The following is an 18,189-nucleotide window of genomic DNA, read 5'->3' on the forward strand; positions in this document are numbered from 1 at the left end:
CGAAAGCCAGAGTAGAAAAAACAATTGCGCCGTAATAAGTAAGACCGTCGTGACAATCAAAATCTGAAAGCCAAGCCTTCGTGTTCGCTCGTATATGGACATACTCGCAGACAGAGGAAGCATGCCAAACACGGCGATGGGTCCGGAGAGGAAAGTTGCCCAGTAGGCGGTCATGACAAGAGGCGATTTCAATCGCGCGCCGGCTTCAGCACTAAATCCCAATCCCAGTGGGGACATCCATACGAGAAAGGAAGACAAGACGATAAGTGGTCCACAAAACAGCAAGATAGCTGTGAACAGGCCATTTCGGCGAACCACCTAGCTTTCCTCCGCGATCTTCTGATGTAGCCAGGCCGCATGCCTCGGCGCTTTCTTCGTTGCGCTCCATTCGTCGATCATCGGCTGGGCCACCTCTTTCAGCTGCGCCATCTGCTCCGGCGTGCCGATGTCAGCGGCCAGTTCGATGCGGTGGCCATTCGGATCAAAGAAATAGATCGATTTGAAGATGCCGTGATGCGTCGGGCCGAGCACGTCGAGCCCCATGCCTTCAAGGTGCGCCTTGGTTTCCATCAACTCGTCCAGAGAGCCGACGCGGAACGCGATATGCTGCACCCATACCGGCGTGTTCTCGTCGCGGCCCATGTCGGGCTGCTGGGGGAGTTCGAAGAAGGCCAGCACATTGCCATTCCCCGCATCGAGGAAAATGTGCATATACGGATCATACGCTCCGGTCGAAGGGACATGATCTTCTGCAATCGCCAGCTGGAAATCCATGCCGAGTGCATCGCGGTAGAACTCCACCGTTTCCTTCGCATCCTTGCAGCGATAGGCGACATGGTGAACGCCTTTCAGCGGGGCGGGAACGGTCATTACGCGTCCTCCTTTTCGTCGATCTTCAACGCACCTCGCTGGATTTGGTCACGTTCCATGCTTTCGAACAAGGCCTTGAAATTGCCTTCGCCGAAGCCGTCCTTGTAATCGCCCTTGCGCTGGATGAATTCGAAGAAGACCGGGCCGATCTGGGCCTGCGCAAAGATCTGCATCAACAGGCGCGGCTCACCCCCCTCGGTCGTGCCGTCCAGCAACAGGCCGCGGGCCTTCAGGCCCTCAACGTCTTCGCCATGGCCGGGCAGGCGCTCATCCAGCATTTCGTAATACGTCGCCGGCGGCGCAGTCATGAACGGCACACCGCGCGCCTTCAACCGGTCATAGCAGGCATAGAGGTCATCACAGATCAGCGCGATGTGCTGGATGCCCTCGCCATTGTATTCGCGCAGGAATTCCTCGATCTGGCCCTTGCCGCCCTCGCCTTCCTCGTTCAGCGGAATGCGGATCTTTCCGTCCGGCGCCGTGAGCGCCTTTGAGGTCAGGCCGGTATATTCGCCCTTGATGTCGAAATAGCGGATTTCCTGGAAGTTGAAGAGCTTCTCGTAGAAGTCCGCCCAATACTTCATCCGCCCACCATAGACATTGTGCGTCAGGTGATCGATCAGCTTGAAGCCTGCGCCTTCGGGGTGCTTGTCCACGCCCGGCAGGTATTCGAAGTCGATGTCATAGATATCGAGATCATCGCCATAGCGGTCGACCAGATAGATGATCGAATTACCGATGCCGCGAATGCCCGGAATGTGCAGTTCGCTGGGTCCGGTATTCACATTCACAGGCTCAGCGCCCTGAGCCAGCAAATGTTTGTAGGCCTTGCGCGCGTCGCGCACACGAAAGCCCATGCCACAGGCAGACGCGCCATGCTCGCGCGCGAAGTACCATGCGGCGGATTTCGGTTCGTAATTGGTGATCAGATTGATCCCGCCCTGGCGCCACAACTCGACATCCTTGCTGCGATGGCGCGCCACCTTGGTGAAGCCGATCAGCTCGAATTCGGGCTCCAGGATGCCTTTCTCGGGCGCCGAGAATTCAATGAACTCGAACCCGTCAAGGCCGGCGGGGTTTTCGAACAGGTCTGCCATGGGTGCGCTCCAGTCGTGATATCGGGGTCAAAACTATTAGTTTCATATGTAACTAATTGACACGCGGAGTTCAAGGCTGAATCAATGATTCATGCCTGATACCGAAAACACCTCCCTGCTGCGCCTTCGCGAATTCCTGCCCTATCGCTTGTCCGTCCTGTCGAACACGATCTCGACCCGGATCGCCGCCCTGTATGATCGCGAATTCGGCCTGTCGATCTGGCAATGGCGTGTCATGGCGGTCATTGGCGACCGGCCGGGCATCAGCGCGACGGAAATCGGACAGCTGACGGCCATGGACAAGGTCGCCGTCAGCCGCGCCATCGCAGCGATGATCGAGATGGGCTATCTGGAGCGCAAGACTTCGGAGACCGATGGCCGCCGCTCGCAGCTCTTCCTGACCCCGGCCGGCCGCGAGGTCTACGAAATGATCGTCCCCATGGCATTGGGCGAAGAGCAGGAGTTGTCCGGCAGCCTGACAGAGGAAGAGCGCCGCGAGCTTGATCGATTGATGGCCAAGCTCGCCGAGGCCGCCTCCCCAGACCGTCCGCTCTGGTAAGGCTCAGGCCAGCGGCCAGAACATCGGGATCACGACCATCGATGCCACGAACATGACGAGGTTCAGCGGCACGCCGATCTTCAGAAAGTCAGAGAACCGATACCCGCCCGCGCTGTAGACCAACGTGTTTGTCTGGTACCCGATCGGGGTCGCAAAGCTCGCACTGGCGGCAAACATGACCGCCACCACAAAGGGCCGGGGATCGATGCCCAATTGCGTGCCGAGCCCGATGGCAATTGGCGTCAGCAGGATGGCCGCGGCATTGTTGCTCATGATCTCCGTCAGGAACGACGTCACCAGATAGAGCACCGCCAGAACGGCCAACGGCCCCATGCCGGACGTCAGCCCGGCCAGATGACCGACGAGGAGAGCGGCCGCGCCGGACTTCTCCATGGCAAGCCCCAGTGCCAGCATGCCGAAGATCAGCATCAGGATATCCCAGCGAATCGCCCGGTACGCCTCCTGGTGATCAAGGCACCCCAGCGCCACGACCGCCGTTGCGGCGATCAGGGCCAGCGCAGCAATGGGCAGCACGCCCATGGCGGCAAGCGCCATTACGGCCAACAGCGCAATGATCGCAATCGGCGCCTTGTCGCGTCGAATGGCCCGGTCGGTCGACTCTGTCAGATTATTCAGAACACCGTCTTCGAACAATTGCCGCATGCCGCGCGCCGGACCTTCCAGAAGCACGGTATCACCGACATCGAACCGGATGTCGTCGGTCTCGGTAACATTCTCGCCGCGCCGGTGAATGGCCAGAACATAGACGCCATAAAGACGCGCCAGGCCCAGCCCTGTCAGGGAACGACCGATCAGGCGGGATTGCGGCCCGATCACGCCTTCCATGATCACGGTTTCGCTCGTCTGGATGGGCTCAAAGGCCGGCCGGGCGTCTGCAGCGGTGGCGCCAATGGCGATACTGCCGGCTTCCTTCAGGGTGAGCATTTCCGACACGGGCGAACGCAGCACGACCCGGTCCCCGGCCTGCAGAACCAATTGACGCAAACTGGCGCGCAGCGACAGGCCCTCCCGGAAGACATCAATCACCTTGAAGCCTTTTTCCGGGCTGAACCCCGTCTCCGATACGGTCTTGCCAATCAGGGGCGATCCGATGGGGATCAGGATCTGGGCCAGGAAGCGGCGATTGCGGGTATCCGGCAACAGATCGATCAGTGAGTCCCGCGATGGCAGGAGAACGGGCGCCGTAATGGCCAGATACACCGCCCCGACCAGCGCCAGCAGGACACCGGCGCCGGTGATCTCGAACACGCCAAACGGCTCCAGCCCCGCGCTTTGCGACACCCCATCAACCAGCAGGTTCGTGGACGTTCCGATCAGTGTTGTCGTGCCGCCAAAAATGGCGGCGAAAGAGAGCGGAATCAGCAGTTTTGACGGGGAGATTCCAAGTCGTCGGGACAACTGGATCACGATCGGAATGAGGATCACGACAATCGGAGTGTTGTTCATGAAGGCCGACAGCAGCATCACCCCTCCGACCATGGCCAGGACGGGCGACGCCCCGCCGGCCAGCCGGGACACCCATCGCCCGGCAGCGCCGATGACGCCTGTGCGTTCCAGGGCCGCTGACAGGACGAACATGGCGGCGATCGTGATCGGCGCAGAATTCGAGAAGACGGCCAGCGTCTCTGGCACCGACAGGATCCCGGTCAGCAACAAGGCGCCCATGGCCAGCAGGGCAACCACATCCGATGGCAGCACCTCGCGAATGAAGCCAAAGAACACGATGGCCACCAGCAGCAGAACGATGGCGATCTCTACGCCCGGCAAGGCCAGGATGTCGGCGGGCATGGGGCAGCTCCAATGGCAACCGCGTATCATTATACGACACGCGAATGTTCCGCTACTGAGCTTTTCTAAACCGACGTGCCGGGTTCCCCTACCCTGTGCGGCGGCGGCGCACTTTCAGGGACCGCTCGACAAAGGCGTCTTCCTCGAGCGTGAACCGCTCCACCAGTCGCGCCAGGAAGGCCGACAACTGGTCACGCACTTCGTACGGGGCTTCCATGGGCAGGAAATGCGTCGTGCCCCGGACAGCCTTCATCATCATGGCCGGATAGGACAGGATCAGCCGCGCGCGCACCTTGTCGGTGATCACCGAATCCCGTGTCGGTCGCAGGATCGTCATGGGAATCTTGTGCTTCTTCACCTTGCGCAGCGCACTCCAGGGCCGGTTGCGCTGGGCCGCAAACGTTGCGGATTCCCATTTAGGTTCGCACAGCAGGCTCCAGGTCTGGTCCTCGCTGTCGGCAGAATTGTGGTCGGTCCGCTCCAGCCCGTCCAGCAGATAGTCGGCCAGGAACGGCTCGCGCCAGGTCTGGAAGGCGCCCCGCCCGGTATAGGATTCCAGCGCCTCCCGGAAGGATCCGAACTCCGCCCGGCGCTTCTTCGCCCGGCGTGCCATGGCATTTTTCGGCAGCAGAAAGGATATTGGCGTCAACATGTGCTGCCAGAAATAGATCGATTTCGACATGATCACCGGATCAACCAGAACCAGGCCCTTTACCAGGTCCGGGCGCTTGCCGGCCACCATCAGTGCCACACATCCGCCCATGGAGTGCCCCCCCAGGATCACGCCGTGCGGGGCCTCCTTCTCCAGCCACTCGATCACATCGTCCCGATGGCGCTTCCAGGATTTCATCCGGGAAGGTTTGGCCGGCAGCGTCGAACGGCCATGGCCGCGCAGATCGAGCGCCGCCACGCGCTGGCGCAGGCCGAGCGGCGCCAGCAGGGACTGGTAGGTCATGGCGTTAAAGCCGGTCGCATGCAGCCACAGCGCCGAGAATGGCTTGATCGGATCTCCGAATTCAATGCCGGCCATGTCACCGCCGGCCTTGGCCTCATACGTAAAGCGACGCATCAGCCCCTCGATCCGAAGACCCGCCGCAGCAGGTCAGTTGTGCGAGCCACTGGGTTCTCACGAATTTTCTTCTCCTCAAGGGCCACATAATGGAACATGCCATCCAGGCCGAGTGTGACTGCGTGGTTGGTCAGGTCATTCTGCAGCGACGACGTGACCCCGCCCACGCCATAGCTATTGGCGACCTGTTCAAGAGAGGTAAAGGCGCCCGCCTCTGCAAGAGACGTTTTGACATAGGGCGTGAATGCCGCGCGCAGCTGTGTCTCCGTCTTTGCGCGCAGATAGTCGGTTGCGGCCGTGTCTCCGCCATTCAGAATCTGCACGGCGTCCTCGATGGTAATCTGGCGAACGGCACCCAGGACAAGCGTCCTGGCCTCCGGCACGGCAGCCTCGGCGGCCCGGTTCATCCGCAATTCCAGATCGTCCAGCGGGCCGCTGGCTCCAACGCGGGACAAGCCCGACTGGATATCGCGATAGGTCTTGGGCAGCGGGATGCGAATCTGGCTGTCGCCGAAATAGCCATTCGTCTGCCCGAGTTGCGCCGCGACCAGATTCGTGCCGACCGTCAGCGCTTCCCTCAGGCCGGCATCGATTTCCGCCTGGGACAGCGCGCCCTGCGTCGCGGGCTGGCCGATCACTTCACCCAGAACCCGCCCGAAATCGCCCGAACTGCCGGTTGTTGCACATCCTGTCAGCCCCATGGCCGCCAGCCCTGCCAGTATCACCGCCCGTCTCATCGCCGCTCCTCCTCTATCTGATCCGGCAAGCGTACTCGACGGCGCGGGGGAATAGAAGACTGCCCCACAGCTATTCGTGCAGGCCGCAGCGACCTTACCAACGTGTCATGGAAAAGGTGTTGACCACGACTGTAGTCATCGCTTACGACTACGCTTGTAGTCCAGAGAGGGGTTCTACAGAATGAAAATTTCCGACGCAGAACTGGAAGTGATGAGCGTGCTCTGGGCACGGCCGGGCCTTGCCGCTTCGGACGTGCATGACGCGCTTGGCACGGAAAAGGACTGGACCAGCCGTACCGTGAAGACACTGCTGGCCCGCCTTGTCGAAAAAGGCGCCCTCCGTACCGAGGAAGACGGACGGCGTTATCTGTACTTCCCGCTGATCGAGGAAGGCACCTACAAGGCCGGCGCCGCACGGCAATTTGTCGACCAGGTGTTTTCCGGCCGGGCCGCCCCCCTCGTTGCCCATCTGGCAGATACGCGCGGCCTGACGGCAGATGACATCGCCGAACTCGAAAAGCTTCTGGGGGAGTTGAAGAAATGATTTTCGATCTGAACAGCCTCAATTTCGGGTATGGCGTGCAGACCGTGATTGCCGTCTCGGTGCTGATGGCGCTGATCCTTGTCGTCCGCGGCCATGTGGCCCGCCAGTTCGGTGCCGGCGTGGCCTATGCGCTCTGGGCTCTTCCGGTCATCCGGCTTGCCCTGCCCCCGCTGTCCATGCCCACCCCGATGGCGGACATTCTTGCCGGCATTCAGAGCTGGTTGCCCGCAGCCACCAATACAGCGGAGGCGGCCCCGGCTGTGATACGCACGGCAGAGCCCGCCGGGACCGCCCATCCCGTCATCAGTGCGCCGCCCGTCCCAGGCTCCGAGCCGTCGAGTCCCCTGCTCGATACAGCTCAAGGACCCTTGGCATTCCCCGAACTGTCCGCAGGCATGTTCGACGGGATGCTGTTCTGGTCCCTTCTCACCATCTGGGCGGGCGGGGCACTGTACATGCTGATCCGCAGCAGCTGGGCGCATCAAAGCTTCATGCAGACCCTGCGCCGGGAGGAAATGGCGCCGTCTCCACACCTCGCAACCCTGGCGGTGGAAGTGGCGCGCCAGGTCGGGCTGAAGCGTGTTCCGCGCGTTTCAATCAGTTTCATTTCGTCCGGCCCGCTGGTCTCCGGCCTGCTGCGCCCGACCGTGCTGCTGCCAGCCTGGTTCGAGGATGACTATTCCGTCCCGCAACAACGCGCTGCCCTGGCGCATGAGCTGACCCATATCAAGCGTGGCGACCTCTGGGCCCTGCAGGTGTCGGAAATTTTCGTGTCCCTGCTCTGGTTCAACCCGCTGGCCTATCTGGCACGCCGGGCCTTCCGCACGGACCAGGAAGCCGCCTGTGACAGCGATGTGCTGAAGTCCGGCGCCTCGACCCCGCACGCCTATGGCCAGACCCTGTTGAAGGCGGTGCAGCTTGCCCTGCCGGAACGCCTCACCGCCGCGGCCAGCCTGCCGCTGACCCATGCCCTGAAAGAAAGAATGATCCGCATGACCACGCCCAGCCCGTCCCGTTCCCGCCGCCTCGTCGGCGCCGGCCTCTCCGGTCTCCTGGGCAGCACCGCGCTGTTTGCCTCCGGATTTGTCACGTCCGCCTGCGCATCAGCAGAAGTCGACAAGCAGGTCGACATGGCGGAGCTGGCGGGCGGCGAAGACGACAGCAGGATCGTCAAGGAAACGCACAGCCTGCGCTTCAGTGATGGCACACTGTTCATCAATGGCGACGAAGTGAAGGACCGCCAGGTCGTGCTGGTCGGCGAGCCATTCCGGGTAGACCCGATGACGCCCCAGCTGGAGCGCGAGATCGAGATCCTCACCCTGAAGATCGAGAACGAAACGGCCCACCTGAATGCGATGCTGGAAAACATGCCGGAGATCGACATGGCCTTTGACGGCTTTGACGAGGAGCTGAACCGCAAGATGGAGCTTGCCTTCAGCTTCACGGAAGAGACGATGCCGAAGACCGAGGCCGAATGGGAAGCCTGGGCCCACAAGGTCGAAGCAGAGGCCGAACGCTGGGAAATCCACGCCGAACGCATCGCGGATCAGGCCGAAGCCCGCGTCGAGGCCTGGGAAGCCCGCTTCGAGCCGAAACTGGAAGCCATTGAAGCGCGGATCGAGGCCCACGCCGATGCGCTGGAGCGCAAGATCGAGTTGGCCTATGGCGACGAGTTCGAGGACGAGATCGAGACCACTCATCTGGCCCTGACCGAACTTGTCGAACAGTGCCGCACCGCAGACATGGCTGAAGGGGAAACCCGCGTGCTGGAACAGCAGGTTGGCGAGTCCCGCAAGAAGGACGTGAAGATTGTCTGCGTCAAAGGCGACAAGGACACGCTGAAGGCCAAGACCACCATCAAGGCCGTGCTGTCGAGCGACAAGCTGGATGCGAAGGAAAAGACATCCTTCAAGAAGCAGCTGAAGGGCACGTCCACGCACACGATCACGATCGACACCGAGACATCGGACGAAAAATAGGTTCCGCCCGGGCTTTGCACGGAACGCCCAGTGGAAGCTCCCCGGCGCAGGTCCCTATGCGCCGGGGCTTTTTCCTGCCTGCTGTGTCCCGCGCCTTGCGAGGCGGGCCGTGCGCTCTAGGGTGACCTGCAAGGACTGGACTCCCGGAGGGACAAGATGAATCGCCTGCTTGCCATGATCGCCCTGGCCACCTGCCCGCTGGCTGCCTGTGTCACGGCACCCGAACCGTGCACGCAGGCCTGGGTGGAATACAAATCCGACCAGATTCTCGGCCAGTTCGCATCGGACAATCGCGGCCTGATCAATGATCTGCGCCGCCTGACCAATGATGAGGGCGATCTGAACACGTTCACCACCATGCGGCTGATGTCACGGGCGGACGATCTTCAGGCCTTCGCGGACAGTTTCCAGAACCAGGTCATCCCGGATCTCGAACTGGCCCTGGCGGAATGCCACCAGAGCGATCAGTTCGCCCCTGCCCTGATCGGTTTTCTGCGCGATGAAGGCGTGGACGAGGCCGCCTTGGAATGGGTCGCCCCGATCATCGGGCTGATGCAGCAAATGCGCGAGGACAATGTAGGCAATCCCCCGCGAACCCTGTAAGACGGCCGCCATGAAAACGCTGATCGTCGTTCCCGCCCGCTATGGCTCCACACGATTTCCCGGAAAGCCGCTGATCGAGATTGCCGGACGCACCATGGTCAGCCGTGTGGCCGCCATGGCGGCCCGCGCCGCAGACGCGCTGGACGATGCGGAAAGCGTGGTGGCCACCGATGATGCGCGTATTGCCGACCATTGCCGCACATTGGGCATTTCTGTCGTCATGACCGATCCTGATGTGCCCTCCGGCACGGATCGCGCGCTGGCCGCAGTCGATGCGCTCGGCGCCCATCCAGACGTTGTGGTCAATTTGCAGGGAGATTCGCCGTTCACGCCGCCCGACCATGTCGTGGCCGTTGCGAAAGCCGCAGCCGGTTCGGGCGCGGATGCGGCGACACCCTATGTCCGCCTGACCTGGTCTGCGCTGGACGATCTGCGCGCCCACAAGCAGGCCACGCCCTTTTCCGGCACAACCCTGACCCATGACAGAAAGGGCCGGGCCCTCTGGTTTTCGAAGACGCTGATCCCGGCGATCCGCAAGGAGTCTGCCCTGCGCGAAGCCGGAGACATGTCACCCGTGTGCCGGCATATCGGCCTCTATGCGTACCGGCTCGACGCGCTGCGCCGCTATGTTGGCCTGCCGGAAGGGCATTACGAGCAATTGGAAGGACTGGAGCAATTGCGGTTTCTGGAGAATGGCATGAGCATCCAGTGCGTCGAGGTCGCGCCGGACACGATTGCCATTCCCGGCATCGATACGCCCGAAGACGTCGCGCTGGCCGAACGCCTGATCGCCGAACATGGCGATCCTCTGAAGGACTGATCCCGGCATGGCGCGTCTCATCATCGTCCGGCATGGCAATACATTCGACAAGGGCGACACGGTCACGCGGGTGGGCGGACGCACCGACCTGCCGCTTTCCCACTCCGGCCAGGCACAGGCCGCGGCATTGGCACGCGCCTTTGCGGACACGCATTTCGTGGCCGCCTTCTGTTCACCGCTGCGGCGCACACGGGAAACCGCCCGCACCATGATCGGCATGCGGACGGGCAGCCCCGCGCTGATCGTTCTGCCGTTTCTGACGGAAGTCGATTACGGCCCGGACGAGAACCAGCCAGAGGAACAGGTGGTGGCGCGCATTGGCGATGCCGCCCTCGCCGCCTGGGAGCAGGACGCCATACCGCCCGATGGCTGGCAAGTGGACCCGGCCGCGTTGAGGCTGGGATGGCGGAACCTGATCGCCCGCGCGTCAGAGCTTGGCCCCGATGAGACCGTCCTGATCGTCACCTCGAACGGCATTGCGCGATTCCTGCCGGATGTCGCGGACAGCGCACCGGACGGGCTGGACCGGAAACTGAAGACCGGCGCCTGGGGCGTCGTGGAGCTTCACGATGGCAGCGCACATATCAGCGCGTGGAATGTCCGCCCCTAGGCGACGTCGCGCGCCTTGCTTTCCTCGACGAGTTCGCGGGCCCCGGTGATCGGCAGGGTGAATGCAACCGTGGTGCCCTCCCCCTCGATGGACGACAGGATCATCCGTCCCCCATGCATTTCAGCGAAGGACTTGGTCAGGGCGAGGCCGAGACCGGTGCCTTCATAATTCCGGTCCCGCGTGCCGGACACCTGTTCGAACGGCGTCGCCAGGCGCGGCAGGTCGTCTGCCGGAATCCCGATGCCCGTATCGGTCACGCCGACATAGATATCCGGGCCGCGCTGTTCGACGGCCACGGTGATCTTTCCGCCGGCATCCGTGAACTTGATGGCATTGGATACGAGATTCAGCACCATCTGCCGAATGGCGCGATGATCTGCGTCGATTTCCGGCAGGTTTGGCTGCGTCTCCAGGGACATCTCGATATCCTTGTCTTCGGCCTTGCGCCGGATCATGCGGACAGCGGCATCGACCGGATCGACCGGGTCGATCGGCTGCGGATCGATGGTCATCTTGCCGGCTTCGATCTTCGCCATGTCGAGAATGTCGTTGATCATGTCCAGCAGGTGCTGGCCCGAGGTGAGGATATCCTGCGCGTACCCCTTGTAGCGTTCATCGCCAAGCGGGCCGTACAATTCATTGGACAGGATTTCCGAAAATCCGTTGATGGCATTGAGTGGCGTGCGCAGTTCGTGGCTCATATTTGCGAGGAAGGCCGACTTGGTGTGGGCCGCATGTTCCGCCTTGGCCTTTTCCTCGGAATATTTGCGGGACAGTTCGCGTTCGCGCCCCTCGGACCGTTCGAGTTCACGCGCGGTACGGTGCATCTTTGCTTTCTGCTTCTTCAGCTCTTCCTCATTGCGGACATTCTCCGTCACGTCCACGCCGACGGAAATCAGGCCGCCATCCAGCGTCGGCCGTTCGACCAGCTTGATCCAGCGTTCGGAATTTAGTTCGAGAACCGTGGTCTGAGGATCTTCCAGGGAGGGGTGCTCGGACCGCAATGCGCCCGCGCGGGCGATGGCGACCGTATGATGGGCCATGCCGGGACGCAGTGTCTCCTCCAGCTGGAAGTCTGCCGCAAAGGCCCGGTTCCAGTAGAGCAGCCGTTTGCGATTGTCCCACAGCGCAAAGGGACCCGTGAATCCTTCAATGGCCGTGCGCAGGCGCCGTTCAGCCGCCTTGATCCTGTCTTCGACCTGTTTGCGCTCGGTAATGTCCAGGATCACACCGCCATAGAGATTGGCGCCGGTCTTGGGATTGGTCGTCACGCTGCCGCGCAGTTCCATCCACCGGGCCGGCTGGAAGCTGGTCACGAAATTCGTCTGAACCCAGCCATCCTTGTAGCCCTTGCGAAAGGCCTCCTCGATCCGGTGCTGGTGTTCCGGGTGCACCTGCGGCAGCAATTCCGCAATCGTCATTTCGCCATCGCCCATCATGCCGAGCAGCTCGGAGGCCGCGTCGCTGAGATAGACCGCGCTGGAATCGTCCGACCATTCCCAATATCCGGCCCGCACACCCAGCATGACCGGACTCATGAAACGGTCGGCTTCCACTTCCCTGGCCCGTTCCACCAGTGACAGGTCCTGTTCGCTGGCCAGACGGTTCATCAGGCCGAGAATGACCAGGATGGGGGCAGCCAGCAGCAAGCCGAAGATCAGGATCCTGACCAGGTCATCAATCGTGAAGAGCGGCGTCGACCGGCTGGAACAGACTCTCAGGCCGCTGTTCTCAACGGGTGCGCAGCCGGTCGCCGCGCGGTCCAGAAGGCTCAGCGACTGGAAGCCCGTGCGGGGGCGGACGGAGGATTGGCCCGGCAAGAACTTGCCGGCGGTCAACTGGCCGTCAGCCAGGTAAATACCCGTCCCGGACGGCATGGCGGGCAGCCACGTCCCTGCCGGGGCGAGTGCCAGAATGGCCTGCCCGTCCGGCCCCTGTGTGCGCACGACAATGTCGCCTTCCGAGGTCAGGCCCAACCGGCGATCCGAACCCTCCATCGCGTCCGCAACCGGCACAGCGGCGCCGATGCGGCTGTCTGCGGGGGCGCTGCGCGCTTCGTCGAGCGACACGACGATATCGACGCCCGGCGTGCCAGACGCGATGGCGGTGCGAGAGGCGCCGGAACCGGCAACCAGGCGCAGGGCCATGTCAGCGGTCGCAGCGTGGCCGGACAGGCGGGCCGCCGCCGCGCGCGAATTGGCTTCAAGGGCTGCCAGCATGCCGGAATCGGCGGTCTGGCGTTCTTCCCAGGCCTTCAGGCCGAGCGCGCCGGCCAGCAGGAGAATGATTGCCGCAATGGTCCAGGTCAGGCGCTGTCGGTCGCGACCGGCGACTCCGGATGCAACGGCATCCGCCTGTGGTGGGATGGCCGACTTGGACAAGGTGGTTCCTGTTCGCCGATTCCTTAGAAAAACAAGGGCTCAGTCTGGTTTTCCGCCGTAATCCTTGCCCAATCCTTAACAGGGATACAGAAACCGTTAACCATCGCAGCGGGTGCCGGGCGCCCTAGCCGAGGGCGCGCGACACGATATCCGCGGAATTCTTCGACAAATCAGCCGCTTGCAGCCGGCGGAGGCTGGCCTCAGCCTCGGCGCGCGCTTTCGGCTCCAGCACGCGCCACTGTTCGAACGCGGTCAGCAGACGGGCGCCAAGCGCCGGGTTTACTGTGTCTGCCTTGAGGATGATATCCTCGACCACCCGATAGCCTGACCCGTCCGGCGCGTGGAAGGCCGGCAGGTTCTGCATCGCGAACGCCGCGGCGACGGAGCGGACACGGTTCGGATTGCGCAGGTCGAAGTCGGGATGCGCCGCCAGGCGCGCAATCGTGTCGGCCTTGCCGGTCGATGCCTGCGCCGCGAACCATTTGTCCATGACCAGCGCATTGTCTTTCCAGGCCTGTTCGAAATCGGCCAGCGCCGTGTCGCGCGCAGCGCCATCAAGACTTGCCAGACCGCGCAGGGCCGCCAGTTTCTCCGTCATGTTGGTGGCCGACTGGTAGATGGCGAGCAGGCGTGGCGCGGCGTCTTCGCGGCCCGATGCCGCCAGAAGCGCCAGAAGCGCCGTCCGCAATGCCCGGATCCCCGCCTGTTCCGCGCCGGGATTGTAGGGCTCCGGCGCGGGCGCCGACAGGATGGTATCCGCAAAGTCCGCGAGTTTCCCGAACAAGGCAGCCTGAAGCTTCTTGCGACCGGCCTGCAGCGCGACGGCATCCGCCGGCTGGCGCTCGAGGAACAATTCGCCGACATCCGGAAGCCGGGTCAGCAGGGCCGCATAGGCCGGGTCTTCTGCCGACGCCTGAACCGCAGCCGCAATGGCGTCCACAAGGGCCGCGTCCGGCTCCGCCTGGGTGCCTTCGGACAGGGCAAGAATTTCAGCTTTCGCCAGATCCTGTACCGCATCCCACTGATTGAACGGGTCTGTTTCGAGACGGATCAAGGCGAGATGATCGTCGCGGCTGAGTGTGCGGCGGATACGGACGGGCGCGGTAAAATCCCGGTTGATCGACACGAGCGGCCGGGGCGTGCCCTCCGGCAGGTCGAAGGTCAGCGTGACGTCTTCGTCTTCCAGATGCGTCGTCCATTCGGCCAGATTGCCCTCCGCATCGAGCAGCGCCATCTGAAGCGGGATCAGCATGGGTTTCTTGCCGGACTGGCCAGGCGTGGCCGGAACGGACTGTTTCAACGTGATGTCGATTTCGCGCGTCTCGGGGTTCCAGCGTTCGTCCAGCGTGATCTCCGGCGTGCCGGCCTGGGAATACCAGAGGCGGAACTGGGTGAAATCCTCTCCGCTGACCTCCTCGAAACAGGCATAGAAATCCTCGATCGTGACAGCCTCGCCGTCATGCCGGTCGAAATACAGATCCATGCCCTTGCGATAGGTCTCCTCGCCCAGCATGCGGCGCAGCATGCCGATCACTTCGGCGCCCTTTTCATACACGGTTGCCGTATACAGATTGTCGATGGCACCATATGTTTCCGGACGCACAGGGTGTGCCAGCGGACCGGCATCCTCGGCAAACTGGCGGGCCCGCAGCCGGATGACATCCTTGATCCGCTGCACCGGGCGGGACCGCATGTCGGCAGAGAAGTTCTGGTCACGGAAGACTGTCAGGCCTTCCTTCAGGCAGAGCTGGAACCAGTCCCGGCAGGTGATGCGGTTGCCGGTCCAGTTATGGAAGTATTCGTGGGCGACAATGCTCTCGATGGCCTCGAAATCCGCGTCCGTGGCCGTCTCCTCGTCGGCCAGAACATAGGCCGAGTTGAAGATGTTCAGCCCCTTGTTCTCCATGGCGCCGAAATTGAAATCGCGTACGGCCACAATATTGAACACGCCAAGATCATATTCGCGGCCATACGTCTCCTCGTCCCATTTCATGGATCGTTTGAGACTGTCCATCGCCCAGGCGGCGCGGTCGGCATCGCCCTTGTCGACATGGATCGCCAGATCGATCTGCTTGCCGCTCATCGTCGTGAATGTGTCGCGATAGACATCATAATCTCCCGCGCACAGTGCAAACAGATAGGCCGGCTTCTTGTGCGGATCATCCCAGACCGCGAAGTGGCGCCCGCCATCGACATCTCCGGATTCGCCGGGTGTGCCGTTTGACAGGAGGATCGGGTACTGCGCCTTGTCCGCCGTCATGCGCACGGTGAACCGGCTCATCACGTCCGGGCGGTCCGGATAGAAGGTGATGCGGCGGAACCCGATGGCCTCGCACTGGGTGCAGAAACGTCCGCCGGACATGTAGAGACCGGACAGGGCCGTGTTCCGGGACGGGGCGATCTCGACCTCCGTGACCAGTGTGAACGCATCCGGCACCTGTTTCAGCGTCAGGCCCGCCGGAGTGAGTTCATATGCCGCCGCCGGGACAGGCTCGCCGTCGATGGCGATGGATTTCAGTTCCAGTGCCTCGCCATCCAGTTCCAGCGCCGCATCGGCCGCGCCCGTGCGCCGGATTTTCAGGTCTGCCCGCACCAGGGTCGCGTCCGGATGCAGGTCGAAGCGGAGATCCACCTGCTCGATCTCGAACGGATATGGCGTGTAGTCAGACAATTGAACGGCGATGGGGGCTTCAGTGCGCATGTTTTCTCCGGCAGACAGACTTCCAGTCTTCCAGTTAGGGAGTCGGACTGGCAACGTCGAGGGCTTGTGCCCAGCAGCTTGAAGGAAGCGGAGCGAAATGAAAGCCCTGTTGCGCCATTCAGCCGTCAGGATACTTGGTGCGCTCGGCGCGCTGGCAATAGCGGCGCTGATTGTCTGGCTTTCGGTGATTCCGGCGGCGGAGACCCCTGCCCCCCAATGGTCGGACAAGCTGAAGCATTTCATCGCCTATGCGGCGCTGACCGCGCCCCTGGCCGTGGCGCTGGGCCCCGGGCTGAACCGGCTGGGCGCGGCGCTGGTCCTGACCGGACTCTATGGTGCCGGACTGGAAGTTGCGCAGATGGTGGGCAATGCCGGGCGTGAGGGGTCCCTGCTGGACATCGCCGCCAATCTGTCGGGCGCGATGGCCGGCTTGGTCCTCGTGGCGATCCTCAGAGGTGACCGGCCGCTATTCCGCGGCGACAATTTCTGACGGATCGGCCTCGGACTCGTCGAGTTGGTAGACAAATCTCAGAATGGACGCGCAGCGCTGGGCGACCAGTTTCAACTCGCCTGAGAACTGGTCGGGACTGTCGTCGTGCAGATCGGCAATCTGGCGAGCGGTCTGCAGCAGGTCCGGCGTGCAGGCAATCATGCGCGCCTGATGTTCGACCCGCAGCGGATCACGATCATATTCGCCGCCCGCGACACGCCAGCCGCCCTGGTCATCTTCGTCTGTGACGACCACGGGATAGGTGCCGACTTCGCTCAGTTCGGGGCCGCCGATACGGGCCCGCCACTTCGCCTTGCGACGCACAATGTACCAATGCTCCAGAAGGGACTCGTCCTCATCCGGACGGTGCAGGTGGGATTCCGAAGAGAAACTCTCTTCCGGCGCCAGTTCATGCGCCTGAAAAGTACGCCCCAGGCCGCATTCATAGGTGATGCGCAACGGTTCATCCACGTCCTTCACCCAATGCGGGATGACCTGCTCGACCAGCGCCCAGGTTCCCACAGGCTTCACGAACACGCGCTGCGATTTATGGAATGCCGCTTTCGCCATCCAACTGCTCCTGCTCCTCTTGGCGAAAAGTGACACCATCGCCTTTCAGCCCCATGAAACCGAACGATGAAATTTCATGCAGTTCGCGGAATCCTCAATCAAAAGTGGATTTGCGCGTTTCCGTTGGGTGACGGGTTTCCGCGCACGTAAAGCGCGCTATTTTCACCCGCACTGGAGACAAAAGAACGGCCCGACCGGCCATTTAGGGGAGCGCAAGCGACATGAACTTCGACTTTTCCGAAGACCAGAAATTTCTCGGCAATGAGGCGAGAAAGTTTCTCGAGTCCGAATGCCCGATGACGGCCGTCCGTCTCGTGCTGAATGATGATGACGTCAGCCACAATGCCGATGTGTGGAAGAAAGTGGTGGAAATGGGCTGGCTGGGCACCGCCATTCCGGAAGAACATGGCGGCCTCGGCCTCGGCCTTCTGGAGGTCTGTGTGCTGGCGGAGGAAATGGGCCGCGTCCTGGCGCCGGTCCCGTGGGCATCGACCGTCTACTTCTTCACAGAGGCGCTGAAGATTGCAGGGTCATCCGAGCAGCAGGCCGACATCCTGCCCCGCATTGTCAGCGGCGATGTGGTCGGCTGCTATGCGGCCAGCGAAGGCCCCGGCAATCCGGCGGCTGCCAATCTGAAAACCACATTCGACGGCTCCACCCTGTCCGGCATGAAAGTGCCGGTCACCGATGGCGACGTGGCCACACACGCCGTTGTGCTGGCCAAGGAAGGCTCGGGCGCCAGCCTCGTCCTCGTGGACCTGACCGGTGAAGGTGTCACCCGCACGACGCTTCAAACGCTGGACCCGACCCGCAGCCATGCCGAGATCGTCTTCGACAATGCCCCGGCCACGCGCCTCGGCAAGGCCGGTGACGGCGAAATGCTCAACGACCAGATTCTCGGCCATGCCGCTGTCCTGCTCGCCTTCGAACAGCTGGGCGGCGCCTCCCGCGCGCTGGAAATGGCGACGGACTATGCGAAAGAACGCTATGCCTTCGGCCGCCCGATCGGCGGCAACCAGGCCATCAAGCACAAGCTGGCCGAAATGTATGTGAAGAATGAAGTGGCCCGCTCCAATTGCTTCTACGGCGCATGGGCGGTCTCGACGGGTGCAGCGGAACTGCCGGAAGCGGCCGCCGCAGCGCGCATTGCCGCCTGCGAAGCCTTCTGGTTCGCCTCCAAGGAAAACATCCAGACCCATGGAGGCATGGGCTTCACATGGGAGGTGGACTGCCACCTCTTCTATCGCCGCGCCAAGCTGCTGGCCGTTCAGGCCGGTGCCCCGAAAGTGTGGAAAGAGAAGCTCGTCCGCACCCTCGAAAACAAGAACGCTGCCTAAGGAGGAAACAGAC

At 62.4% G+C, this 18,189-nt stretch carries 16 protein-coding genes; 8 read left to right on the forward strand and 8 right to left on the reverse strand.

All coding sequences use genetic code 11. The features are described 5' to 3' along the window. Positions 1-318: 318 nt before the first annotated feature. Both HF955_RS02500 and hppD read right to left on the reverse strand, forming a co-directional pair. On the reverse strand, positions 319-870 hold the full coding sequence (locus HF955_RS02500; protein ID WP_291077587.1) for a VOC family protein: 552 nt from the start codon (positions 868-870) through the stop codon (positions 319-321). Next, a complete protein-coding gene (gene hppD, locus HF955_RS02505; RefSeq protein ID WP_291077589.1) occupies positions 870-1,967 on the reverse strand; it encodes a 4-hydroxyphenylpyruvate dioxygenase in 1,098 nt (365 codons plus the stop codon). Before hppD ends, HF955_RS02500 begins: the two co-directional genes overlap by 1 nt. Before the next feature lie 91 nt (positions 1,968-2,058). On the opposite strand from hppD, the gene HF955_RS02510 reads away from it, so the two are divergent. Continuing rightward, complete coding sequence (locus tag HF955_RS02510; protein WP_291077591.1) at positions 2,059-2,526, forward strand: MarR family winged helix-turn-helix transcriptional regulator; 468 nt, start codon at positions 2,059-2,061, stop codon at positions 2,524-2,526. 3 nt (positions 2,527-2,529) lie between these two features. On the opposite strand, the gene HF955_RS02515 is transcribed toward HF955_RS02510, so the two are convergent. The 3 genes from HF955_RS02515 to HF955_RS02525 all read right to left on the reverse strand — a co-directional run bounded on the left by HF955_RS02515 (position 2,530) and on the right by HF955_RS02525 (position 6,141). Then, positions 2,530-4,335, reverse strand: coding sequence for an SLC13 family permease (locus tag HF955_RS02515; RefSeq protein WP_291077593.1), 1,806 nt, complete (start codon positions 4,333-4,335; stop codon positions 2,530-2,532). Positions 4,336-4,423: 88 nt separating this feature from the next. Then, positions 4,424-5,404, reverse strand: a complete 981-nt coding sequence (locus tag HF955_RS02520) for an alpha/beta hydrolase (protein WP_291077595.1) — start codon at positions 5,402-5,404, stop codon at positions 4,424-4,426. Further along, a complete protein-coding gene (locus HF955_RS02525; protein WP_291077597.1) occupies positions 5,404-6,141 on the reverse strand; it encodes a DUF4197 domain-containing protein in 738 nt (245 codons plus the stop codon). Before HF955_RS02525 ends, HF955_RS02520 begins: the two co-directional genes overlap by 1 nt. A 181-nt stretch (positions 6,142-6,322) precedes the next feature. Between HF955_RS02525 and HF955_RS02530 the strand changes: the two genes are divergently transcribed. From HF955_RS02530 to HF955_RS02550, 5 genes are all read left to right on the forward strand, one after another. Further along, complete coding sequence (locus tag HF955_RS02530) at positions 6,323-6,685, forward strand: BlaI/MecI/CopY family transcriptional regulator (protein WP_027837202.1); 363 nt, start codon at positions 6,323-6,325, stop codon at positions 6,683-6,685. After that, positions 6,682-8,664 (forward strand): M56 family metallopeptidase, encoded by a 1,983-nt coding sequence (locus tag HF955_RS02535; RefSeq protein WP_291077599.1) that lies wholly within the window; start codon positions 6,682-6,684, stop codon positions 8,662-8,664. The genes HF955_RS02530 and HF955_RS02535 overlap by 4 nt, the downstream gene beginning before the upstream one ends. Before the next feature lie 156 nt (positions 8,665-8,820). Further along, on the forward strand, positions 8,821-9,267 hold the full coding sequence (locus HF955_RS02540) for a hypothetical protein (protein WP_291077601.1): 447 nt from the start codon (positions 8,821-8,823) through the stop codon (positions 9,265-9,267). A 10-nt stretch (positions 9,268-9,277) separates the two neighbouring features. Further along, positions 9,278-10,087 carry a 3-deoxy-manno-octulosonate cytidylyltransferase gene (gene kdsB, locus HF955_RS02545; RefSeq protein WP_291077603.1) on the forward strand — a complete coding sequence of 270 codons (810 nt, stop codon included), beginning with the start codon at positions 9,278-9,280 and terminating at the stop codon, positions 10,085-10,087. Between the two features lie 7 nt (positions 10,088-10,094). Continuing rightward, the gene (locus HF955_RS02550) at positions 10,095-10,697 is read left to right on the forward strand and encodes a histidine phosphatase family protein (RefSeq protein ID WP_291077604.1); all 603 of its coding nucleotides are present in this window, start codon (positions 10,095-10,097) and stop codon (positions 10,695-10,697) included. On the opposite strand, the gene HF955_RS02555 is transcribed toward HF955_RS02550, so the two are convergent. Together HF955_RS02555 and pepN are read right to left on the reverse strand one after the other, a co-directional pair. Continuing rightward, positions 10,694-13,078 (reverse strand): PAS domain-containing sensor histidine kinase, encoded by a 2,385-nt coding sequence (locus tag HF955_RS02555; RefSeq protein ID WP_291077606.1) that lies wholly within the window; start codon positions 13,076-13,078, stop codon positions 10,694-10,696. The two genes, HF955_RS02550 and HF955_RS02555, sit on opposite strands and share 4 nt — an antisense overlap. Positions 13,079-13,202: 124 nt before the next feature. After that, positions 13,203-15,779 carry an aminopeptidase N gene (gene pepN, locus HF955_RS02560; RefSeq protein WP_291077608.1) on the reverse strand — a complete coding sequence of 859 codons (2,577 nt, stop codon included), beginning with the start codon at positions 15,777-15,779 and terminating at the stop codon, positions 13,203-13,205. 97 nt (positions 15,780-15,876) lie between these two features. Here pepN and HF955_RS02565 point away from each other — a divergent pair, with 97 nt between their 5' ends. After that, complete coding sequence (locus HF955_RS02565) at positions 15,877-16,269, forward strand: VanZ family protein (RefSeq protein ID WP_291077610.1); 393 nt, start codon at positions 15,877-15,879, stop codon at positions 16,267-16,269. On the opposite strand, the gene HF955_RS02570 is transcribed toward HF955_RS02565, so the two are convergent. Then, a complete protein-coding gene (locus tag HF955_RS02570; protein WP_291077611.1) occupies positions 16,246-16,839 on the reverse strand; it encodes a hypothetical protein in 594 nt (197 codons plus the stop codon). The genes HF955_RS02565 and HF955_RS02570 overlap by 24 nt on opposite strands. A gap of 221 nt (positions 16,840-17,060) precedes the next feature. Between HF955_RS02570 and HF955_RS02575 the strand changes: the two genes are divergently transcribed. Next, the gene (locus HF955_RS02575) at positions 17,061-18,176 is read left to right on the forward strand and encodes an acyl-CoA dehydrogenase family protein (RefSeq protein WP_291077613.1); all 1,116 of its coding nucleotides are present in this window, start codon (positions 17,061-17,063) and stop codon (positions 18,174-18,176) included. The last annotated feature ends 13 nt before the right edge of the window (positions 18,177-18,189 follow it).

Source organism: Hyphomonas sp. (assembly GCF_017792385.1).
Classification (GTDB): Bacteria; Pseudomonadota; Alphaproteobacteria; order Caulobacterales; family Hyphomonadaceae; genus Hyphomonas.